The sequence below is a fragment of the Caballeronia sp. EK genome (assembly GCF_014384845.1).
Classification (GTDB): Bacteria; Pseudomonadota; Gammaproteobacteria; order Burkholderiales; family Burkholderiaceae; genus Caballeronia; species Caballeronia jiangsuensis.
Window position 1 is genome coordinate 121,036 of record NZ_JACSUE010000015.1, and the last position, 20,470, is coordinate 141,505.

A 20,470-nucleotide genomic window follows, 5' to 3' on the forward strand; every position below is an offset into this window, starting at 1 on the left:
GTCTACTTGTTTCGCATGCGCATCGCTTGCGTTTCCGCCATCTGCTCGGCGTCCTTCACGTCCTCGTCCGCTTGCTCATCGACCGCCTTCCATCCCTCGACCACAGTCTTGCGTGACGTCGATTTGAAGACGTCTTCGCCGTACTGCGCTTCGAGCTTCGTTTCCAGGTATTTGTGCTTCGGGTAGAACTGCGCCATGTATCGGCGCGCAACGGCGTCGTACACGAGTTGCTCATCGCGGGTGAGCCCGCTCGCGAGTTCACCCGTCGGGATAATCGCGTGGTGAGCCGAGACCTTCTTGTCATTCCAGCAGGAATACTGATATTTCGGGTTAGCTCCGCTGGCGACCTTCATGAACTTTCCTGCGATGCCCTGAAGCACCTTCGGCGCTTCGGCATGCATGGACTGCGGTAGGTACTGACAATCGGTGCCGATGTAGGAAACCATCTTGTGCGTCTGATACAGCCCTTGCGTTGCCTTCGACGTTTGCTTGGCCGATAGACCGTGACGCGCAGACATTTCCGATTGCAGCTTCGCCAAGTTGAAGGGTAGCGGCGGCTCCTGCTCGCGCTGCACTTGGGCGAAGTCCGTCACCGTGCCTTCCAAACCGGCGTTGATGCGGCTGACGATCGCTTCGGCGAGTCGCCGATCGGTAATGCGTCCTTCGTCATCAACGCCACGTGCATCGGCGCCGTCGATCCGGCCGGACCACGTCAAGACGCAACCATCAGGAAGGTGAATTTCCGGGACAAAATAAGCCACCGGCTTGAAATTGCGGATCTCCATCTCGCGCCGCACGACCAGCCCGAGGGTCGGGGTCTGCACACGCCCAACTGACAGAGCATTTTCGAGCCGCACGGCGATCGCAGCAGAGAGCGCTCGCGACCCGTTCATACCGATCAACCAGTCGGCCTCGCCGCGCGCAAGCCCCGCTTCACCCTGCCGGATCGCCTCCGGTTCGCCATTGCGGAGTCGGTTCTTCATGTCGAACGCGGTACGCAAAGACGCATCGTCGTATGCACGAACGATCACACGTTCCACCGGCTTGGCTTTCCCGGAAGGGTCGATTCCAGCGAAAGCGATTGTGCTGTTCGAGATGGCCTGCCCTTCGCGGTCCGGATCGCCCGCGTTGACGATGATGTCCGCCTTCTTCAACAGATCGAGTACGACGTTCAACTGTTCACGCTTGTCGGGATCCGGAAAGAAGCGGAACCGATCGGGCAGAATCGGGAGCGCTTGAAAGCCGCGCGCCGCTTTTTGCGCCTCGGACATATAGTCCTCGGGCTTGCCGATATGGAGCAGGTGTCCAATGTTGTTGGTGACGTAGTCACCGTTGTTCAGCAGGTAGGCGCCCTTCAGTCGTTTGGCGACGCCCAAGAACTCCGCGACGTGCTTCGCCGCATCCGGTTTCTCGCTGATATATACGCGTACTGGCATGGTCTCGCTTCTCACGCGGGACGGTAGCGGCGCACCGGGGCTTCCGGCTCGTCGTTATCCGCGAGGTTGTAATCGCCAGGCATCCCGCTCGCTGCGTTCTCAGTCAGGAAACGCGCTTTCGCGGCTTTCGCCAAAGGGGAATCTGCGTCCGATATGCTCGGCAACGTCATTGCAGATTCCATGGCGAGTGCGATCCCGTTCTCATACTGAATGTCCATATGACGGCCGAGCGCGGGCGGCTTGTCGAATTCACTTGCCTCGTGCACGACGCCCGAACCGTCGGCCAGGCGCTGAATGATCGCGCCGTGTCCGACAGCGACAATTTGGCCTGCATGCACGCGAGGATCGCCAGGCACAGGTTTGGACAGCGTCGTAACCACTTCTGATGCCAATGCGGCAGCAGCGGCCGACATACCGAGAGCTTCGGAGAAGTCGGCTGCTACACGATTTTTCAAGGCGATCTCCGGCCGTCCAGCGACGCGATTAAGCGAATTTCCAGCGTGATGCCCGACGTCAACGAACGTCTTGTAGATGACCGATTGGCCCGCGATCTCGTGCTGAATCGTGTCGGACGCGCCGCGCAGTAAGTGCGGTGGGATTGTCTTCATGCGCGCATGCTCGGCAGTCGTGAACTGGCGCAGAAGATCCGGATCTGTAGGGTGACGCAGCTTCGGGTCAGTACTGCGTACGCGCGAATAGCCCTTCGTGATGGTTCCGACTGAGGTGTCGGACTCATCGTAGATCTGCATCTTGAAATTCTTGCCGCTTGCTTTGTCCCGCTCCTGCTTGTCCTTCAAGCCTTGCATCGCCGACCATCGCGGATCATCTGCGGCGATCGGATCAAGCACTTCCGCGATTTCGCGCGTAAAGGCTTTTGGCGGCATCAACTGATCGAAATCGAAGTCAATGCCTTGCGTGACGGCGATCATGCACCAGCGTTCTCGATTCTCGATCGCGCCCCACTCTTTGCCGCTCATGACACGCTCGTGCGTCACGAAGCCGAGATCGCGCAACTGATTGCGCAAAATGCTTGCCGATGCCGAATTCGCGTACCCAACGACGTTCTCGATGAGCACCACGGCAGGCGCAGCCTTGTTCAACAAGACGAGCGCCGCGACGACCAGGTGACCAACTTCGGGATGGTCTTCGGGATGCTTCAAACCGCGCTTGGCAACGCCAGCACGACTCGCGCCGCTGCACGGGATACCAGCTTCAAGGATCTCGACCTTCGGCAAGTGCGCCAGACCGCGATCGTCGAAGGCAAGTTCCTGCATCGGCGCGGCGAGGGGCAAGGTGTCATCGGTCCATGCGTCGTTGTTCTCGGCCGCGTGCTCCAGAAGCTCGGGACGGATCTCGTTGGCGAAGGCCAGCTTCGACTCGATGCCGGCGCGACGCAGGCCTTCGTGAACCGCATGAGTCAGGATGCCACCACCATGGGACAAACTGCCGATGAGCAGCGGATCGCCGCTTTCGAGCTTGCTGCGCAGGCGCTGAAACCGCTCCTGCTTCTTCAGTTCTGAAGCCAGCGGAAGGATGTAGATCTGGCCGTCTTTCGGCACAACGCGCACAGCCGCCATGCCATCGAAAATCGCCAGCATGACCTTGCTGTTCAAGTCGATGACCGGCATCGTTCGGTCGCGGACCTTTTTCGGCGACACGACGCGCGAGCCATCGTTCTTCAGGGTGATGACGATCGACCGCCCTTTGACGTCAACCTCGTAGCTCGTGCCCGGCGCGAAACCCGCGCGTTCGAGTTCCAGACCTTGCAGCCACACTCGCGGAGCGCCACGATTGCTGCCAATGTTGCGGATGAAGTAGCCATCCATGTATCACCCCGTCCATGTGGAGTTCTTCTTAGGTTCGTATGACCTAAATCATACGTATTTCTCACCGCAATCATGCTCGCCTGTGTCTGCCGAGCCTTTAGAAGCGCGTGCGCGGAGCCGACGCAGGCGCGTCAGCATCGGCGCTGTCGGAGTTGACTGCGGTGGCGGCGAAAAACCGTTCCTTCGCTGCGCGCACCGCCGTCGAATCATCAGGCGACACGGCCGGCAAGCCGGCTTGTTCCGCCGCTTTGACTCGCGTCTTCAGCGCCTCGTCATACGGAAACTGCGCGTTGTAGCTACGCAGTGCTGCGGCGATTGGCTTGTACAGCGCCTCGGAATTTGCATATCCGTCTCGTGTCGTGCGCCCGACGTCCGCGAAAAAGTGAGGACCGGCGCCGGCCGGGTCGAAGTCGGGATGATTGCGGATCGCATTGAATTCCTCGACGTTCGCCGCCTGTGCAGCGACCTCGATCGGCCGCATGCCAAATGAGTTACGGGCGTTGATCTGGAACGCTTGCGCATCCCATCCGGTGGTTGTGTCTTTATCGAACAGCGCATATTCACGCATGGTGGCATCTTCCTTTTGCTTTAGAACCGCATGCGCGGAGCCGTAGAAGGCGTATCAGCATGCGTCACGCTCGACGCAATCTCGTGCGTCGGCGGCGTATCCGTCACGCCGAAAAGATCGTTCAGTTGCGCGTCGAGCGCCTTGCGCTGCGCATCGGTCCATACCTGCGATTCCGTCCTCGCCACCATCGTGTCAACGAAACGCTCGGGATCATCCTGAAAGACCTTGCCATCGCGCACATACAACGTGTCCGGGTCCAAGCTCTTGTCGTGCGCGAGTGCGTGAATCGCGAGCGCGTCCTGCTTCGTCTCCTGCCAGAATCGGGAATCTACAGTCGTAAGGATGCGGCGCTCGTCCGCGCGACCAATCATCACGTTGTCGCCGCTGAGCGTGAGCGACTTCACGTCGATGCGGTACGAACGAGCCAGACGTTGCAGCATCTCGACCGCGCCTATTTCCTGCGAGCGGAAACGCTCGGGCGTGGGAGCATTGACCGGCCTCGCGTCTTCGACTGGCGCGGCTGCCTGCGCGGGGAGCAGCGCGACCGCGCGTTGCTGCGCCTCCTTTGCGACACCCGCAAGCGACTCCTTCAACCGCGTGAACCCGCGCGCGAGCACAACCGACGCTGCCGAGATCACTGGTGCCGCTGCCATGAGCGCAAAACCCCTCGCCTGCATGTCACCGCCGAACGACTGAAGTCGCCCGCTGAATCCCTGCGAGATCCACGCGGCGATCGGCAGATCGGCCGCAGCCAGCGCGTCTTTGTACGCGTGGAGCGCCGTGAGGCCGCTCTGATGCAGCAACGCAGTCTGACCGTTCATCTCCATGACCACACCGCCCAATACAGTCACGAGACCGACCGCTGCCGGGATTGCTACAGCGGCCCGCAGATCGACCTTCGCAAGGCGCTCGGCAAAGCGCGTGAAAATACCTTGTGCCTTCTCTTGGAGTTGGGACATATCGGCGTTCAGTTGACCGTTTGATATTCGGATTCGACCAGCGTGCAGAATTCGTCCGCCAACCCGACCATGTCTGCGATGTTGGGATCTGCCGTATCGAGCCTGCCGGCCCCAAGATCGGTCAGAAACGCTGCGTACATCACGGCGTGCTGTTTCACCACACTGCTATCACCAATGCGGTCGATACAGGCGTCGAGGCGAACAGAAAGGTGCTTCGCGCGCTGCTGCTGCGCGATCGCGACTAAAGACATTTCGGCTCCTTTACATTCGTACCCTGGTAATCATACGGAATGATACAGCGAAATAGGGAAACGCTAGTTGCGCGGGCGCTGCACTGAAGGTTTCGTCTCCGGATTTTCATCGCAGTGCTCAGACAGAAAGCGCTGCTTGGCCAGGCGCACAGCGTCCGAGTCGCTCGGTGCTGGCACGGGCTTGGGCGGGATGAGGATGGCACTATCCAAAGCTGCTCGCACGTCGTAAGTCGCCTCGGTCAGTTTCGCGAATGCCGCGTCGTGCGCGGCGAGACCGGCTGGCGAGTATCCGTGAAAATCAACGCCGGACGGCAACACAGTTGGAGGTTCGTCTTTGCTGCGTTCCATCGCCGCCGCGAGGATCAGCGGCACGGAAAGACCTTGTCCGCGATAGCGCTCATCCAACCACAAGCACGAGCCCTCGTAGAAGCCGATCGTGTCATCTCGATGCATGAGCACGAGGCTCGACGATTCCGAATAGTCATCGACTGCAATCGAGTAGGTTCCGCTCGACCAGATTTGACGGCGATCATCGATACTGCGCAGGACGTCCAAGATATCCTGCGCTTCATCGTCGGACACGGCGTAGACCGGCGACGGCATTTCGGCACCGCCGCCGAGGAACGTGGCGCGCGCGGCTGCGCGATCCTCTTCCGGGGTCGTCCAACGCTCTCCGGCATTGAACCGGTCAGCAAGGGTTTGATACTTTTCCTTCGCCCGTTCAATTGCGTTCGCGGTCTTGAAGTAGTACTGCCACGTCACGTCGCTCGCGACCAAGCCCCACCGACCGTCTTGAAGCTTGCCCGTGAACACGCCCGCGCCCATGCGCCCGAAAATCGGGCGCATGCCTTCCTCGGGCGGAATTTCCCATTTCCACGGCTCGACCTCGACCTTGCGGGTTGCCTTCCGCGAGCGTCCGGAGCGCTTCGGGTTGTCCTGTGTGGCAATGAACTTCCCGCCTTCGTACCACTCGCCGTTGGCGCCGGTCTCGCCACCCGGCTTGGCTCGACGCTGCGTGCTCACGCCAGCACCGCTTCGGGATCTTCCTCCCGGACCATCATGCGAATGGTCTCCGCAAAGCGCTCGAACAAGTTTTCGTCGCGATCATCGAGAAAGCGGACGTCGCCCGACGGCTTAATAGAGGCACGTCCCGTAACGTAGAGCGTCTCGCCGTCGAGGGTTTCGTACACGCCGAACTCGTACTGTTCGGCGTTGCCATCGACGATCGCGTCAAGGCGCGCGGACGCTGTCACCGGACCAGTCGGATTCATGGTCCAGCGGACGACGGACATGTCGTCATCGGGAACCAGGTCGAGCGCTGCAAAGAATTCATTCTTCGTCATGATTGTTTTCCTAGTCTTTTGCTAGCCTACGATAGCATTTGGTAGCATCAATACGCATCCACGATTTATCGCATACGCTGCCGTGCGGGCACAGCCGTCGGGGCGTCTTCAGCACCGTCGGCTGGCCTGATTTCGGTCACTTGGCGGAAAAACGAATTGTCCTGAAACATCGTCTCGGCCTTACCGTAGTAGCGAATGTCGGCGGCGATGACTTTCCAGCCGCTTTGAATCGCGGCCTGCAAACGATGGTTTCCTTCGAAGATCGTGATCGGTTCGTCGAGATCGATATTGATCGTGATCGGCTCATTCATGCCGTCTCGATTGATTGCTTCCTTGAACGCCTGCCAGTCGGACTCGGCGAAGTTGCCAAAATAGCGCTTGCCGTCGCCGGTCTCGTGATAGTCACGCTTTTCGCCGCGAGCGCCCGAAAGCTGCGCGACCGCCGCCACCGGGATAAGGACGAGTTCGCGGCGCGTCCTGTGACGCTTGTTGCCGCGCTCGCCGTCGTAATCAGCCTCTGTGAGGCATACGGGCGCCTCGTAGCCCCGCACGCCGCTTCCATCCTCTTTCACAGTCGATTGCTCCCGGAAATCGGCATCCTTCACCTTCACGAGCCATGCCGGCCCGAGGTTATTGCGGATCTGCTGGAGGGGGCCGGGAAACGCCGCGCGCATCCAGCCCTGCAACAATTGGTGCTTCCAGCGCCGGCCGTGCTCTTGTCGGAACTGGATGATGGCTTCCCGCTGTTGCGGGTCAAGCGCCGAAAGTGCGCCGCCATTGCGCGGCACGTTGTCTTGCTTAGCTGAATCGATCGTCATTTTATGCCTCGCATTTACGCTGCAAACCGGGGGCGCTGCTGGCCCGCCGAGTCGTCGGAATCGTCGTCGTGGTCATCGTTCGTGTCGTCCTCCACCGCTCCGCCCAATTCCGGCAGAAGCCGATTTGCCGACTCGACATCGATGTAGAAAGATTGATTGCATCGGCTCACGAGGCAATTCATCACCGCCTCCATGCGGCTGAAATCGACCGTAGCGCTCATCGTGGCGCGGCTACCCGCGAAATCGCCCGTGATCGCGGTCAGATCCTTGTTCGCGAAAACAACACCACCTGCCGCCTTGGATCCCGTTGTGGTGATAGTCAGCGACGCCGGCCGGCTACGATCGAAGATGACCGCGCATTCCTTATCGCTGAGCGTGGCTGAGGCGACCAAGCGCACGGAGTAGCCTTGTAGATAGGCTTGCTCCAGCACCTTCGAGATCGAGCTGCGATTCAACGCGACAGGCATCTTCATGACGTCGTCCTGCGTGACGCGCGAGTAGAGAACGACCGCGCGATGGCGCGCACCGGAGTCGTCAGTAAAGATCGCGGCCGAGCCCAAGCCGTGCTCCGCAACAAACTGAGAGGCAGAGAACATGTTGCCCATCAGCACGTTGCGCGAGAACGTAACGATGCCGGGCTTGGCCACATCAAACGCCTTCAGCGGATCGCGGTAGTCGTTACCGAGAAAGTGTTCGTGCGAAAAGAGCGGATCGTTCAATAGTTGATTCAGCGTGAATTCCTGCGTCTTGTCCGTGCCCGGCACGATGACCCGGACCGAGTACTGTCCGAGCAAGTGAGCCTCGTGTCGCCTTTCCTTGTCAGGCGTGAAAAGCGACAGGATGACGCCCTTTTCCGCTACGTCTTCGCGACCGGTGAAGCCGATGATCGAACCCGGCATCAGCGACGGCAAGTGACGCTGCATCCAGTCGTGCCGCATGGCAGACGCTTTGATCGGGTTCGCTTCGGCTGCGGCGACAGCCTCGTGGACGTCCTTGAACTGCGGAAGCGATTTGAGGGCGCGGTTTTGCACTTGGCGGAAAGCATCCGCAACATCCTTCAACATCCCCTCGGCTTTGACTTGAACCTTGTCGTGCTTGCCGACGCTGTACTGCCGCTCGACCAGCGAAAAACGGGGGTCGTTGGTCGTAAGCATCTTCCGGCCGCGCTCGATGCCTTGCAACACGTCCTCGGACGAGTACGGCACCACCTCCTCATCCCATTCAGCGCGAGCGAGATAGACCGGCTCATCGAACACGGAGCCGGTGCGCTTGCCTGCTCGGAAAACCTTCTTATTGATGATCCGGGCCTTCCAATCCCAAACCGAGGTCTGGAACGGGTTGACGCCCTTCGCTTCCATCTCCTTGACCGTCTCATTGAACACGCGCGAGAGTTCGGCATACGCCTCTTTCTGCTTCGCAACCGGAAGCAACGCGATGCGGCCCGTGAGCTTGTTGGCGAAATACGCGTCGTCGTCGCTTGCGACCGACTCTTCCGGATCGATGCCAAGCAAGGCAGCGATGTCCGGATTCTCTTCAAGGTATCGACGGCAGATTTCGTCGCCCACGGGATTAAGAATGTCAGGGACGTCGCGCATTTCCGCCTGATTGTTGCGGTTCGACTGCGTGTTGGCCGACAGCTTGCGCAGCTTGGCGTTCTGCATCGCGAGCACGCGCTTTTCCGACGGCAGTGGAGTGACGACCGTTGTGATGCGCGGCGAGTTCACCTGGCCGCGACGATTCACGCGGCCGAAGAACTGCACACGCTCGGCAACGTTGTTGGCAATCTGCGCCTCGATCATTTCCCGCTGGCGACGATCGCCGAATTTCGAACTGGAGTGCGCCGACAGCCCGGTAGAACCTGCGCGCGTCAGGGTCACCGCATCGACGCTGCCGTTGTTGAAGGCGGCCAGCGTCTGGATGCGCTGGTCCGGACGAATGGTCACGAGGATGCGGCTCGGATCGTCGGGCACGGGTTCCGTCTGGAACGATCGACCAGAGATTTCCCCATTCGAGAAACCAGCCTGAGACAGCTTGTAGCGCAACGTGTCGAGCGGCGAGACGGGAATGTCCGGCAACTGCGCGATCTTCTCTGCAATGTCCTTGATGGACTCTTCGATCGCTTCCGCCTCGTCCTGATTCTTCGCTTGCGCTTTGACGTGCTCGTAATGACCGTTGCCGTAGTCATCTCGAACGTAGATGTATTCCAGCTTCTTCGCGACGCGGCGCATGACGTCACGGAAGGTCAGCACGTCCACCGTCCGGCCGTTCATCGACGTCGCGACGTTCTCGGAAACCTGCTCGGCGATCGACGTTTCCTCTTCGTCGTGTCGAACCGCGTCCGAAAGCGCCTCTTTCAAAAGCGCTTCGAAGGTCTGTTCGAGCACGATCACCGGCTTGCGGCCGTTTTGCAGCGCGACGACTGCCTGATCGGCTACCTTGTCGATCTTCAGCGAAAGCGAAAACTGACGAAGAATGTTGTACAGGCGCGAGCCAAAGCCCTGATAAGACACGCCCATGCGATTGCCCTTGCGCGCCTCCTCCGGCATATTGTCGAGCTTCTTCTTGATCTCCTTGTCCATTCGCTTCATGACGCGCGTTGCATCGCCCGAAAGGAATGACATTGCGCGCAATGCAGCGCTCAGCGAATCAGCCCATTCTTCGTCCCGCTCGCGCGTGTCCTCGGTCGAAACGGTTTCGAATTCCAGCTTCGACAGGTCGTGCTCGCGCCGAACAAAGACACCCTCTTCGGCCAGCATCGCCGACAAGATCTCCTGCAAAGGCTCGCCACCGGCAACCAGCGTATCGGCGAGCGATTCGACCGACACGCTCTCAGGAAACACCTTCGCATACGCGCGCATGTTGCGTGCGTTCTTGGCGAAGGTCGCGCTCGAATAAACGCACGAGTCCGCCATCTCGACGGCGAGTCCCATGTTGTCGGCCGTATTCGACTCACCAGCCGCAACGTGCGACTCGTCCACCAGCAGCATCGCACCAGTGGCAGCGGCCGGGAGCCATGCCGACTTTTTGCTCGCAGAGCGCTCGCGATTGAACTGCGAGTACGTGCTGAACATCAGGTTGTAGCCCGCGTCGGCAATCGACATGTCCTTGTCGATCAGTCCGGTAATGACACTCTTCTTGGTCGCCGGGATCTCGATCTTGTTCGTGTCCATGTTGCGGATCGGCTCACCGTCGTTGAGGATCAGCGGGCGGAACAGCTTGTGCGAGTCGATATCCTTCAGGTCACGCCAGAAGTCGGAGAAGAGGTTTGCTTTCTCCGTGAAGAACACGACCGGCTTGTTGTTCAGCGCGGCATATCGGGCCAGTGCCGCGAGCACTCGACCTTTCCCTTGCCCCGTCTGATCGCCATTGATGAAACCACGCCCTTCCTCTGATCGCTTGATAGCGAGGGCGATAGCATCGACTTGCTCGGCCGAAAAGGCGAGTTCCATCTCATCGACAGTTAGTTGCAGCTTGTCGGCCACATACTGATCGACATCCATGCCGATCTCCTCCACCAGACGAGCTAGCGCTCGGCGCACCGGCTCTTCCAGATTCCGGGGAATCATGGCCGACGGTTCATTGAGCTTCGAGGCCGGCATGTACGGCGCCTGATAGTCGTTGTATTCGACTGGTTGCACGTCTTGCGGGGCTTCTACAGGAGCGACAGGCGTCTCGGCGGGCTCGACCGATGGTGCAGTGGCTTCGGGCTGTGCGACGGCTGCTGCCGGCGCAGATGCCAGTTCGCCAGTCTCGACAGCAGGCGCCATGGCGTCGCTGATCTTCGTGATGTCTGCCGCTTCCGGCTTGCCGAACAGTTCGTTTTCGACGTCGTCAAACAGATCGTGATTAACGTCCGCCCGTAGTGCAGCATCACGCTTCGCGATCAGGTAAACGGCATAGTCAATCCCGGTCCCAGTAAGCGCCGACTGACTCATGAATGTGCCGTCGGCAGCGACCAACGCACGCTCACCGTGGATCGGCTCGAACGTGCGACCCTCGTTGACGAGCGTACGCACAACGTCTTTGATCGACTTAACTTCGCCACGGAACCGGCGCTGCGAGTTCAGAACCGAGACGGCTCTGCCGCGCATCATCGGGTTCATATCGTCACCGAAGCCGTCGATATCCTCAGCAATTGCCTTCTGCTCTGCGGCCTTCGCATCATCTTCGACGATCCGTTTAAGCCTTTCCTCGTATTCCGCTGCAACACGCTCATCCAGCGTGATGTGATCTTCGAGACTCGCGCGTGGGACGATCGGCGATCCGCCGACCTTGCCATCGAGCGTGGTGATGTACTTGTCGGTGCCGTTGCCCCAATAGCCTACGATCTGCACTTCGCCATCGCGGCTCTTCCATTTGCGTCCGAGGTTGGGGTCGGCCTGCTGAGCCTTGGCGACCATCCGGCCGAATTTCTGCTCTTCCGAGCCATCGATGATGAGATCGAGCGCCGGGCCGTCGGTGATTTGCGAGACGATGATGCTGTGCTCATCGGTGGCGCTTGCGAAGAAGCCCGCACCCTTCAACCAGGTCACGAGAGCATCGCGCCCTTCCTTCGTGAACCCCTTGCCGACGAGGGGAACGATGTAGGTGGAATTGCGGCGCTGCGTAATGCGATAGTCGAGCGTCGGCGGTGCCGGTATGTCGAACTGCTTCGGCGACGGATGGTCAGAATCGGTCCGCGCTACGGGTACATTGGAAGCCGTTTGCGCGGTCGCTTCCACGGTAGCGGCCTGTCCCGTCTTCAGCTTGTGCGCGAGGGCAACGGTGTGCTCCCAAAGCGCATCCCACGTGTGGATGACGGGCAGGCGCTCACCCAAACGATATGCTTTGGTCGCGAGCGCTTCCTGCGCTTCTTCGGCCGCACGACGGCGACCGACGGTCACCATACGGACCGGATACTCTGCACCTTGCTTGCGATACAACGCGCCATCGAGTTCGACTGCATCCTCGACCACGTAGTGATCGGTCAGCCACGCAAAGAAGCTCTTGCTGCCGCCCGCGACCTTGCCCTGTTCGATCAGGCTCTCCCGGTCTGCGGCGATGATGAAGACGGCGCGGCCGTCGTCCTTACGCTGCTTCAGCGCTTTTAGCGCGATCAAATGATCGATGCGGTTGCACCGCAGGTCTTCGAACTGGACGGGCGATCCCAAACCGCCGAATGGCGGGTTGGCCGCAACGAAGTCGAAGTCCGAGGGGAGCGTACCGACCAGGCCGAGCACGTCGCCCGTGATGACCTTGATATCACCACGCAGCACGCCCACCTGTGCCGAGCGCGCCGGATCAATTTCGACCCCGGTTATGTTGGTTCCGATGGGCAGTGCGGTCACGAGACTGCCGTTGCCGATCGTGGGTTCGAGCACCCTGCCGCGCGAGGTATCGCCGAGAATGTGCTGAACCGCGATCGACATGGGAAGCGGCGTCGAATACTGCTGGTTCTCGACCGACGTTGATGTACGAAAGGAGAACGTGGGTTGCCGCTCCACCAGATTGACGGCGAGGCGATATGCCGCGTCGTCGGCTACCCGATAGCGGCTCGAAAGCGCACGCTGCATCGCGGCTTCGACCGCCTCCTGCACCGCGCGCAGCCGCGTGTCTGAGACGTCGAGTGCACGGGGCTCGTCGTAGATGATTCCGCCGAAGTGCCGTAGATCGCCAGAATCCATGTTTTTCCCGGCGAGCATCTCATCGACGAACGTATCAGCGCAAAGCGCAAGCGCCGCCTTCGACGTCACGCGCAAATAAGACGCTGCGAGTGCGGCAGAAGCCGCGTCGTCGCCGGACATCGCGCCCGGTTCGAGGTCTCGCTCGCGAGAAACCTGACCATCGGTGAACGTCACGTATCGCGTGCCGTCCTTGTCCGCCCGGACAACGTAACCGAGAGGGTTCCGCCCGAGTACCGTTCTGTCTACGGGTCGTTTGGCAACGACGCTTGCCGCTTGCCCGGTCACGCGCATCCAGACTTCGGACAGTTCCATGTCGCGGACGCGATTCTTCGGAAAGATCTTGCGCAGCGCGCCCGTTTGAACGTCCGTACCGGCGCGGACCAATGTGCGTCCGGATCGCGCTGGTTCGAAACCAAGCGTCTGGACTGCCATCCATTCGACCGAGCCGGGCACGATGCCGCTCAGAACCAGATTGACGGTGGTGTCCGTCATTTGAAACAGCCGGAGCTTGACGCCGTGAGCCGTGAGATCGAGCCACTTCATTCGTTCGGGCGCTGCCATAGTCCTTCTTTCCCCTATTGAAAAGACCGCCTAACGGCGGTCTTGACGTTTTCCTTGTTGTCTGCAATGGCGTTATGCGCGCATGCGGGGTGCCGACGGGGCCATTGCTTCGGCCGGAATGTGGTTGCCGATCGCGTCGTCGATCGAGAATTCCTCGTCGTCGTCCGTCGCCATGCTGCCGGTTTGCGTCTCGGCATGAGCCGCGACCGGAACGTCGCGGATCTCAGCCACAGCGGCAGGTTTGCCGTCGAGATGCTTCGTCGAGATATCGCGCGAGTGGAACAGCGCGGGCTTGTTCGACAGCGGTTCAGCCGTCGAGAAGACTTGCGCATCGCCGACGTCGTGGAGCACGACATACGACGGCGTGAAGCCCGTTTCGCTTTGATCGGCCTTCGTGAAGCGATACAGACGGTTCACCTGTTCGAGACCGTTCGCTCCCTGCTCGAACGATGCTTTTGCCTGGCTGCCGAGCGAGATACGCGCGCCCGGAATCACTTCGATCGTCAGGTCCGGGTCGCCCGCCAGTTGCGCGGTCGCCTTGCCCGAGTCGGTGCCGAGGAAAACCTTCATGGCTTGTCGCGGCGTTGCCTTGATGAACTCGCCATCCTCGTTCCGCTTGACGGGCAGCGGGAATTCGATCGCTTTGCTTTCGCCACCGTCGTTGAGGCGGATGAGCGCGAGCGGTCGCGCATTGACACCCGGCAAACCAGTGAAGGCCGCTTCGAGCGCCGCGTTGAGTTCTTCCGCCGACGTCACGAGTTGCGAGCGCTCCGGTGCGATGGCGGTCGCGGCGGACGAACTGACTTGAACGCCGTTGCGCTCGGCGTAAGCGACCGGATCGACGCGAAGCATCACGTTGCCGAGAACTGCGGAGTGTTCCGGGTATTTCGCCGCCGACTGGAGCCATCCAGCGTTCACGATGCCCGTGCTCGGCTCGACATATGCACGCTGCACGAGGATCGAGCCGCCCGGCTCCGTCTTCGCCTTCATGCCCTTCAGAACCTGCTTGCGCATTTCGTCACTCGGAAGATTGCGCATCAGATTCGAAATCTCGCCATCCTGCGCGATGAAATCCTTCACCTCCGCGCGCGGCGACTTGAGCGGCTTGTCGCCCTTGTAGGGGCGCAGCACGACGGTCACGTCTTCGCCCGTGTCCATACGCAAACCCGTGATCGCGTCGCGACCCTTCTCGTCCTGCGTGTAGCCGGTGACTTGCAGCACGAAGTTTTCGGTAGCCGGCAGTTCGCGCTTCGAGCCGGGAACACTTTCATTGATTGCAGCCAGTTTCGACATCTTCAGATCCTCTGGTTCGTGAAAGCCCGCGTTTCGCCGGCTAAGTCGTTGAAACGGAAAGATTCCGTATCGTCGTAATGATACACAACGCGTACGGCACGACAAGAGTTCTCTGGAGAAACGGTGAGAGGGTGCGATTCGGCGCATGGTCGTGCGCTATACCGCACGCTTACGGGCGGCCTTCCGTTGCTTTTTGGTCGCGAGGAGCGGCCAAAAAGCACGGTTTCGGCGAAAAGGGACAAGGAACGAACGTGAACGGCCTACAATTCCGACAATAGTCGGATGCGCTTCACAGGGGTGGTAGTGACAATTTCTGGCGCCACGGGGAACAAGCCAGAGAATGAAACCACAGGACCGCGCCCATAACAGAGCGTTCGGACAGACGTTGCGCGAGTTACGGAAGCGACAGGGACTATCGCAGGACGCACTCGCGGCTCGCGCTCACCTAGACCGCACGTTTATCTCGCTATTGGAGCTTGGTCAGCGCTCCCCGACACTCGACACGATAATCGCAGTGATCGCTGCGCTCGACACCTCGCCGGCGGAGTTCTTCGCGGCGTTTTGCGACAAGCTTGGGACCGGTGGTCCGTCCGTGCCTCCGGCCGGAGACGTGCCACATTAGCGAATAAGCCGTCGCTGCGTGGCGATGGAGCCCGACTGGCCAATGTCACGCGTTCATGGCAACACCCCACGATCGACCAGAGCACTTATCTGCTGGCCTAAAAAGGTGTGGAACGGCTTATCCGCGCCGACCAGCGCGAAGCCTGAGAGCGCGTAGAGAAGCCAGTTGACCCCGCCGAGGGCGCGGTCCCATGCTTCCTGACTGTCCTCTAAGTGGACAAGCAGCTCGTCGATAGCGGCAATAAGTCTGTCGATGTACGGCTCACAACCGGCGCTGTCGAATTCGTTGTGCCGCCAATGATGGAACTTGCGCCGGACGTCGTACAGTACGGCGGAATCGCGCACGGCCACAGATCAGCTACCCGCCAACCGGAGCTTATCTTTTAGCCGCTGCTCATCGGTTTCTTCTCGATGCATGAACGTGACGGCCATCCATCCCATAAGCACCCCGGCTGCGTATTTCTGAATGTGCACACGTTCCTCGAACTTCGCCGTCGTGCGAGCTTCTGCCATGAGCGCATCAATCTCTTTTTCGGCGACCTGCGTCAGTTCACCATAAGTCCACACCTTCTCTACCATCCCGTCGATCCTCGCTTTATTAATCGGGCTTTCGTCGCGACTTCTCGTCCAAGACAATCTCGATCTCGTCGTGCGGCGTTAGCGGAATCAAACGCGCTCGTTTCACCGCACGCTCGACCCTGTAGGCATGCTCTCGCATCTCCGACGTCGGTTCGGTGCTTGTTCGGGTTGTTGCCATCATAATCGTCTAGGCGACGCTGCGCTGCTGCCAAGGCAGCGCGCGCCTTCTCCAGATCCCCAACGTTATACATTCGGTTTCCTATGCTTTTTGCACGTCGGATATTACCGTAAAGCTTCCGCTGCCAGCCTCGAATTCAATGCGCGGAACTTTGCCCTGAGCGATAAACGCCTTCACTTGGCTAGGGATCTGCGAGTGCAGTTCTCCACGTTCGGCGCGCGTATTCGCTCCCCTTCCGATCTCGAATTCGCCGGCGCAGTTAGGGCAGGAGTATCGGTAGCCGTTCAGGGATTCCAATGTGTAGCGGCTCGCATTGGCCCCGCAGAGTGGGCAAGAACTGTCTTGCATGGGGCTCTCCTATCTTTCGCGGCGATATTCGTACCGGTACGCGTACACCATGTAGTGACCACAGGTGCACTGGAAAGACTCGCCTTCGAGCAAATCATCGTATCGCTCGTGAATCATAGTGCGGTCGTAGCCCTCGCGTGGACCGCTGCAAGAGTAATGTTACAGATAGCGTGCGACGGCAGTTCGCGCAATCGATAGTCGAGGGTCGTTTCCGTGCTTTCATTTTCGGTCTAGCAGATCGACGAGTGTGCAGGATCCAAAGTGTAGATCGGCCGGTCGCATGAAGCGAGCACACGCCGTTTGCAAACTGCACGTCGCATTCCGAAACGATCGCCCGTCCGCCTCGGCCTCGATCTGAACCTGGATACCCTGCGCGCGGCATTGCATCGCGCCGACCAACTGTCTCCAGTTGGCGTGGTTTCTATCATTTGACACTGTCATGGCTCCTGGATTTGAAAGCGGGCGAGAACGTTAGCATTTGTGTGCCATCTCGCAAAGAAAACCCCCGGCTCGCATCAAGGGGTTTGGTCCGTCTTCCGATTTACTTCGGGACCTTCCCGTCATTCGTGCTTGTGCCAGCGCGCGGGTCTGTGGCGAACGCCCCGCAATCGCGGGCGCTGCGCCCCCGAGAAGCGCGAACTGATGGGCGAAGAGGACCATCAGTTCGCGACGATCTGGAGGAAGTCGAAATTATTACGACGACTGCTCGCAGTTCAAATCCTAGACAACGCACCGGAATGCTATCAGGGCTCGCCGTGCCTAGTTCATGTCCATACACATGATCTCGGTGCCGTAGTTCCCACCCTGACAGCCCGACCCGGTATTACAGGTGCTCATGTTCCAGTGGTATTTGCCCGCGCCGTCCGGACCGCTCACCACGTACACTTCCGGCACAGTCTTTTGGTATGTGTCGTATTTCGAAATCGCGCAGTAGTTGTGCACGCCAATGTCCCATGTCCCATCAACACCACCGGGCATGCCATAGGTAGCAACTGATGTACTACCGCCAAGCCCTTTCCAGACGCCGTTCTGGCAGAACAGCGGGCCGGACCCGGAATTTCCGATAAGGCCATTCGGAGAGCAGCCGCCACCCTGCGCCGCCCATCCGCCAACCTGAACATACTCGTTCGCGAAAGTCCGACCTGCGACGACAAGTTGGCCGCTGCCACCACCGCCCCCAACGATCGTCTGCGTGCCTGACCAAGGATTCAGATAGAGCGTGCCTCCCGAGGCGTTCACGGTCAGTTGACCCGGCGAATCGATCCGAGATCCACCTCCAGCGAGGTACAGCGCACCCGTGTTACTGACGAGCGTGTTGTTAGCAGTCACATTTCCTGCCGCCCAAACATTGCTATTCGCATTGACATTGCGGTTGGCATTGACATCGTACGCTGCCGTGACGGAGCCGTTCGATGCGCTGACGTTACCCCAATTTGACACAACGCTGGAATTAGCAACGACGTTCCCTTGCGCGGTGACATCGTGGTCAGAGATCACGCTACCGTTCCACGTCGAGATGTTCTGCGCCTGAAAATCTGTCGCTCGCGCCCACGTCGGATCGCGGGTGTACAGCGTGCCATTGCTCTGGATGACGGCATTCGTTCCGTCACCGTACATCGCGGTCTTTCCACCGCCAAGTGTCACAATGCCCGAGCCACCATTATTTACGACCGCGCTCTGCGCGTTCAACGCGTTCACGTTGTTGATGTTGTGTTTAACGCTGTTCGTGCCGGCGAGATTGAAGTCGCCTTCCATGCCGATAGAGCCATCTTTACGCACGAACTGCGACCACCCGCTCGTGTTGTAGCCGACTTGCATGCACAGCGTGCCGGCGACGCTTCCAATTGGATTCGCAAGGCTCAGCGAGCCATTGCGGCCCCACAGCGTACCGGGCGACATAGGGTCCGAAGCCATGCCATCAGCGCCTACACCAGCGACCGCGTCCCCGAGCGGCTGCGGATTGCCCGTCGTTGGGTCAGTAATCGCACCGTTCACGCAAACGAGCCCTGTTATGTTACAGGCACCTCCCGTGCAACCAGCCGGAACCTTCTGCAACTGCGCGATATACGGCAGGCCGTTGATGAGGCTCGTCGATTGGTAGCTCGCGGGCAAATCGCCCGTCGTTTGGAGGTTCGAAATCGTGGGACTCATCGGACTCGCTACACCGGACACTACCGGCGTTGCCGCAGTCAGCCCCTGGTAGTGGTTGACGATATAGCTGTTGTACCCGTTGCCGATATCGAAAAGCATCTGGCCCTGAGCTTTCCGCAGATCTGACAGCATGTCCTGCCGTTGCCCCCACAAGGCCGCGCCCGCCATCATCATGCTGATGGTCGCCGTCAGTGCAAGTCCGACAAGGGAGATTTCACCGCGTTGGCGCCAACGATTAGAGCGGTTTGCGCGCGCCGCGCGAGCTATGAGTGGCATAACGAGGCCCGCTTAGAACGTCATTCGAGGTTGTGCTGCCGCTGTCGAGCGCAACGCAGTGGCAGCAGCAGAGCGACTTTGCTGGTCGATCGCCGTTCGAAGCTGCGACAACGGCACCTTCGAATCAGAAATGACATTGCGCATCTGCTCAGTGACCTTGAAGTACTGAACGACCGGACGTCCCTTCTGGATCTTCTGATGGACGACTGCCTTCAACCCCGACGCGAGAAGTTCGCGCGCGTACGTCTCACCGCCGCGCTCAGCGAGAGCGACAAGCATGCGGATACCATCTTCGGGCGATTTCGCGTGAATCGTCGTGAAAACGAGGTTCCCACGCGGCACGAGTCGAGCAAGCTCCGCAGCAGCGTCTTCACCGAGCACCTCACCGAAATAGAACATGCTGCGTGTAGCCGCTGGAAACTTCCGCATCGCGGTTTCGACTTCATACGCATAGCCCGTGTTTGTGGCGTCGATCTGCTCGACATAGCCGTCGCCGTGAAATCCTTCGAAGTCCACTTCGATCGGCGCTTCCACGGTCTGACAGTAACCACCGTACTTCTTCAGCCTTTCGACAATGGCGGAGCGCGCCGTCGTCGATTTTCCTGCGCCGTGTTCGCCACAGATCAGAACCAGACCGCCCGAACGAAACTCGGGATCGAGCAGGACTTGCTCGCAACCCGAGCCGAGTCCGAGTCCAGACAGTGGATCGACTTTCGAGCGGGACCGACGCAAGGCGTAGCGGCCCGGCCGCATGCGCTGGCCCCGAAAGCGCATGTCGCCGAGATCGAACGCGAACGCAGGATGGTCGCCTCCGTCGCGATGGGCCGTCAGCGTGTCGATGATGTGGGCGAGCACAGGCTTGAGCGCGTCGGGCACGCGCATCGGCTTAGCTTCGGCCAGGTCCACGCCCGCGTCGTTCTGCGACGCGAACACCACGGAGGATTCGGGTTTGTTGATATCGACGTGCCAGTCCGTGAACTTAGCGGCCGAAAGCAACAGCATATCGTCAAGTTGCGCAGTCATGCGGCCCCCGGCTTACTTGCTGATCGTGTAGATCACGTCGTTGTTTGCGCTCGCGCTGCAAGCAGTGGTGAGCGCCGCAAGATCCGTCGGGTTCCGGTCGGCCTTGACGGAGGTGCCATTCACCGTCACGACGCGTACTACATTGTCGAGCTGCGGAATGATGTTGTTGCACTCCGCGCTTGGAACCCCTGTAGTTTCGTATGTGAGCGCGTTATTCGTGCCGCCAGCAATCGAGGTGACGCCGATCGTAACCGCTCCGCCCCAACGATTCGTTACGTTCGTCGATCCGGACGTCGTCATGGAAGTCGGGAACGCGTTGGCGTTGACAAAGATCGCTTGCGTCGCGCCGGCAAATGACGCGCGTTGTCCATACACCTTCTGCATGTTGGTGAAGATCTTCGGCAGATCGCCGACCTCGTCCGTACTGCGCGAGTCCGACATGGCACCCGTCACGCCCTTGATGCCCACCGCCACGATGATTAGACCGATGGCAATCGCGATCATCGTCTCAACCAGCGTCATGCCCCTTTGCCGACGTGCGCGGCGGTCCAAAGTCAGCTTTTTCATATTTCCCCG

General features: G+C 59.9%; 17 protein-coding genes. 1 reads left to right on the forward strand and 16 read right to left on the reverse strand.

The genetic code is table 11. The annotated features are described in order from the left end of the window. Positions 1–2: 2 nt before the first annotated feature. From IAG25_RS33135 to IAG25_RS33180, 10 genes are all read right to left on the reverse strand, one after another. On the reverse strand, positions 3–1,436 hold the full coding sequence (locus IAG25_RS33135) for a DNA topoisomerase (protein WP_187608644.1): 1,434 nt from the start codon (positions 1,434–1,436) through the stop codon (positions 3–5). Positions 1,437–1,447: 11 nt separating this feature from the next. Continuing rightward, on the reverse strand, positions 1,448–3,262 hold the full coding sequence (locus tag IAG25_RS33140) for a DNA cytosine methyltransferase (RefSeq protein ID WP_187608645.1): 1,815 nt from the start codon (positions 3,260–3,262) through the stop codon (positions 1,448–1,450). 97 nt (positions 3,263–3,359) lie between these two features. Further along, positions 3,360–3,830 carry a hypothetical protein gene (locus IAG25_RS33145; protein ID WP_187608646.1) on the reverse strand — a complete coding sequence of 157 codons (471 nt, stop codon included), beginning with the start codon at positions 3,828–3,830 and terminating at the stop codon, positions 3,360–3,362. 20 nt (positions 3,831–3,850) lie between these two features. Continuing rightward, a complete protein-coding gene (locus tag IAG25_RS33150; protein ID WP_187608647.1) occupies positions 3,851–4,789 on the reverse strand; it encodes a hypothetical protein in 939 nt (312 codons plus the stop codon). Between the two features lie 8 nt (positions 4,790–4,797). Further along, the gene (locus IAG25_RS33155; protein WP_187608648.1) at positions 4,798–5,040 is read right to left on the reverse strand and encodes a hypothetical protein; all 243 of its coding nucleotides are present in this window, start codon (positions 5,038–5,040) and stop codon (positions 4,798–4,800) included. A gap of 63 nt (positions 5,041–5,103) precedes the next feature. Continuing rightward, positions 5,104–6,063, reverse strand: a complete 960-nt coding sequence (locus tag IAG25_RS33160) for a hypothetical protein (protein WP_187608649.1) — start codon at positions 6,061–6,063, stop codon at positions 5,104–5,106. Next, a complete protein-coding gene (locus tag IAG25_RS33165; protein WP_187608650.1) occupies positions 6,060–6,383 on the reverse strand; it encodes a hypothetical protein in 324 nt (107 codons plus the stop codon). Before IAG25_RS33165 ends, IAG25_RS33160 begins: the two co-directional genes overlap by 4 nt. A gap of 65 nt (positions 6,384–6,448) precedes the next feature. Then, entirely contained in the window at positions 6,449–7,201 is a 753-nt protein-coding gene (locus IAG25_RS33170) for a ParB N-terminal domain-containing protein (protein WP_187608651.1), read from the reverse strand. 14 nt (positions 7,202–7,215) lie between these two features. Further along, a complete protein-coding gene (locus IAG25_RS33175) occupies positions 7,216–13,425 on the reverse strand; it encodes a strawberry notch C-terminal domain-containing protein (RefSeq protein WP_187608652.1) in 6,210 nt (2,069 codons plus the stop codon). A gap of 72 nt (positions 13,426–13,497) precedes the next feature. Beyond that, entirely contained in the window at positions 13,498–14,718 is a 1,221-nt protein-coding gene (locus tag IAG25_RS33180) for a hypothetical protein (protein ID WP_187608653.1), read from the reverse strand. 340 nt (positions 14,719–15,058) lie between these two features. Here IAG25_RS33180 and IAG25_RS33185 point away from each other — a divergent pair, with 340 nt between their 5' ends. Next, a complete protein-coding gene (locus IAG25_RS33185) occupies positions 15,059–15,340 on the forward strand; it encodes a helix-turn-helix domain-containing protein (protein WP_187608654.1) in 282 nt (93 codons plus the stop codon). A 53-nt stretch (positions 15,341–15,393) separates the two neighbouring features. Here the strand turns inward: IAG25_RS33185 and IAG25_RS33190 are convergent, their stop codons facing one another. The 6 genes from IAG25_RS33190 to IAG25_RS33215 all read right to left on the reverse strand — a co-directional run bounded on the left by IAG25_RS33190 (position 15,394) and on the right by IAG25_RS33215 (position 20,461). Continuing rightward, positions 15,394–15,684 carry a hypothetical protein gene (locus IAG25_RS33190; protein WP_187608655.1) on the reverse strand — a complete coding sequence of 97 codons (291 nt, stop codon included), beginning with the start codon at positions 15,682–15,684 and terminating at the stop codon, positions 15,394–15,396. 9 nt (positions 15,685–15,693) lie between these two features. Beyond that, positions 15,694–15,918, reverse strand: coding sequence for a hypothetical protein (locus tag IAG25_RS33195; protein ID WP_187608656.1), 225 nt, complete (start codon positions 15,916–15,918; stop codon positions 15,694–15,696). A gap of 259 nt (positions 15,919–16,177) precedes the next feature. Further along, the gene (locus tag IAG25_RS33200; RefSeq protein ID WP_187608657.1) at positions 16,178–16,444 is read right to left on the reverse strand and encodes a hypothetical protein; all 267 of its coding nucleotides are present in this window, start codon (positions 16,442–16,444) and stop codon (positions 16,178–16,180) included. Between the two features lie 759 nt (positions 16,445–17,203). After that, on the reverse strand, positions 17,204–18,769 hold the full coding sequence (locus tag IAG25_RS33205; RefSeq protein ID WP_187608658.1) for a hypothetical protein: 1,566 nt from the start codon (positions 18,767–18,769) through the stop codon (positions 17,204–17,206). A 114-nt stretch (positions 18,770–18,883) separates the two neighbouring features. Then, complete coding sequence (locus IAG25_RS33210) at positions 18,884–19,894, reverse strand: ATPase, T2SS/T4P/T4SS family (RefSeq protein ID WP_187608659.1); 1,011 nt, start codon at positions 19,892–19,894, stop codon at positions 18,884–18,886. A gap of 12 nt (positions 19,895–19,906) precedes the next feature. After that, entirely contained in the window at positions 19,907–20,461 is a 555-nt protein-coding gene (locus tag IAG25_RS33215; protein WP_187608677.1) for a type 4 pilus major pilin, read from the reverse strand. Positions 20,462–20,470: the final 9 nt, after the last annotated feature.

Excerpts from the sequence above, each read along its gene's own strand:
- IAG25_RS33170 (WP_187608651.1), bottom strand. The coding sequence starts at position 7,201 with ATGACGATCGATTCAGCTAAGCAAGACAACGTGCCGCGCAATGGCGGC.
- IAG25_RS33185 (WP_187608654.1), top strand. The coding sequence starts at position 15,059 with ATGAAACCACAGGACCGCGCCCATAACAGAGCGTTCGGACAGACGTTG.
- IAG25_RS33200 (WP_187608657.1), bottom strand. The coding sequence starts at position 16,444 with ATGCAAGACAGTTCTTGCCCACTCTGCGGGGCCAATGCGAGCCGCTAC.
- IAG25_RS33195 (WP_187608656.1), bottom strand. The coding sequence starts at position 15,918 with ATGGTAGAGAAGGTGTGGACTTATGGTGAACTGACGCAGGTCGCCGAA.
- IAG25_RS33150 (WP_187608647.1), bottom strand. The coding sequence starts at position 4,789 with ATGTCCCAACTCCAAGAGAAGGCACAAGGTATTTTCACGCGCTTTGCC.
- IAG25_RS33215 (WP_187608677.1), bottom strand. The coding sequence starts at position 20,461 with ATGAAAAAGCTGACTTTGGACCGCCGCGCACGTCGGCAAAGGGGCATG.
- IAG25_RS33180 (WP_187608653.1), bottom strand. The coding sequence starts at position 14,718 with ATGTCGAAACTGGCTGCAATCAATGAAAGTGTTCCCGGCTCGAAGCGC.
- IAG25_RS33155 (WP_187608648.1), bottom strand. The coding sequence starts at position 5,040 with ATGTCTTTAGTCGCGATCGCGCAGCAGCAGCGCGCGAAGCACCTTTCT.
- IAG25_RS33140 (WP_187608645.1), bottom strand. The coding sequence starts at position 3,262 with ATGGATGGCTACTTCATCCGCAACATTGGCAGCAATCGTGGCGCTCCG.
- IAG25_RS33145 (WP_187608646.1), bottom strand. The coding sequence starts at position 3,830 with ATGCGTGAATATGCGCTGTTCGATAAAGACACAACCACCGGATGGGAT.
- IAG25_RS33165 (WP_187608650.1), bottom strand. The coding sequence starts at position 6,383 with ATGACGAAGAATGAATTCTTTGCAGCGCTCGACCTGGTTCCCGATGAC.
- IAG25_RS33175 (WP_187608652.1), bottom strand. The coding sequence starts at position 13,425 with ATGGCAGCGCCCGAACGAATGAAGTGGCTCGATCTCACGGCTCACGGC.
- IAG25_RS33210 (WP_187608659.1), bottom strand. The coding sequence starts at position 19,894 with ATGACTGCGCAACTTGACGATATGCTGTTGCTTTCGGCCGCTAAGTTC.
- IAG25_RS33205 (WP_187608658.1), bottom strand. The coding sequence starts at position 18,769 with ATGATGATGGCGGGCGCGGCCTTGTGGGGGCAACGGCAGGACATGCTG.
- IAG25_RS33135 (WP_187608644.1), bottom strand. The coding sequence starts at position 1,436 with ATGCCAGTACGCGTATATATCAGCGAGAAACCGGATGCGGCGAAGCAC.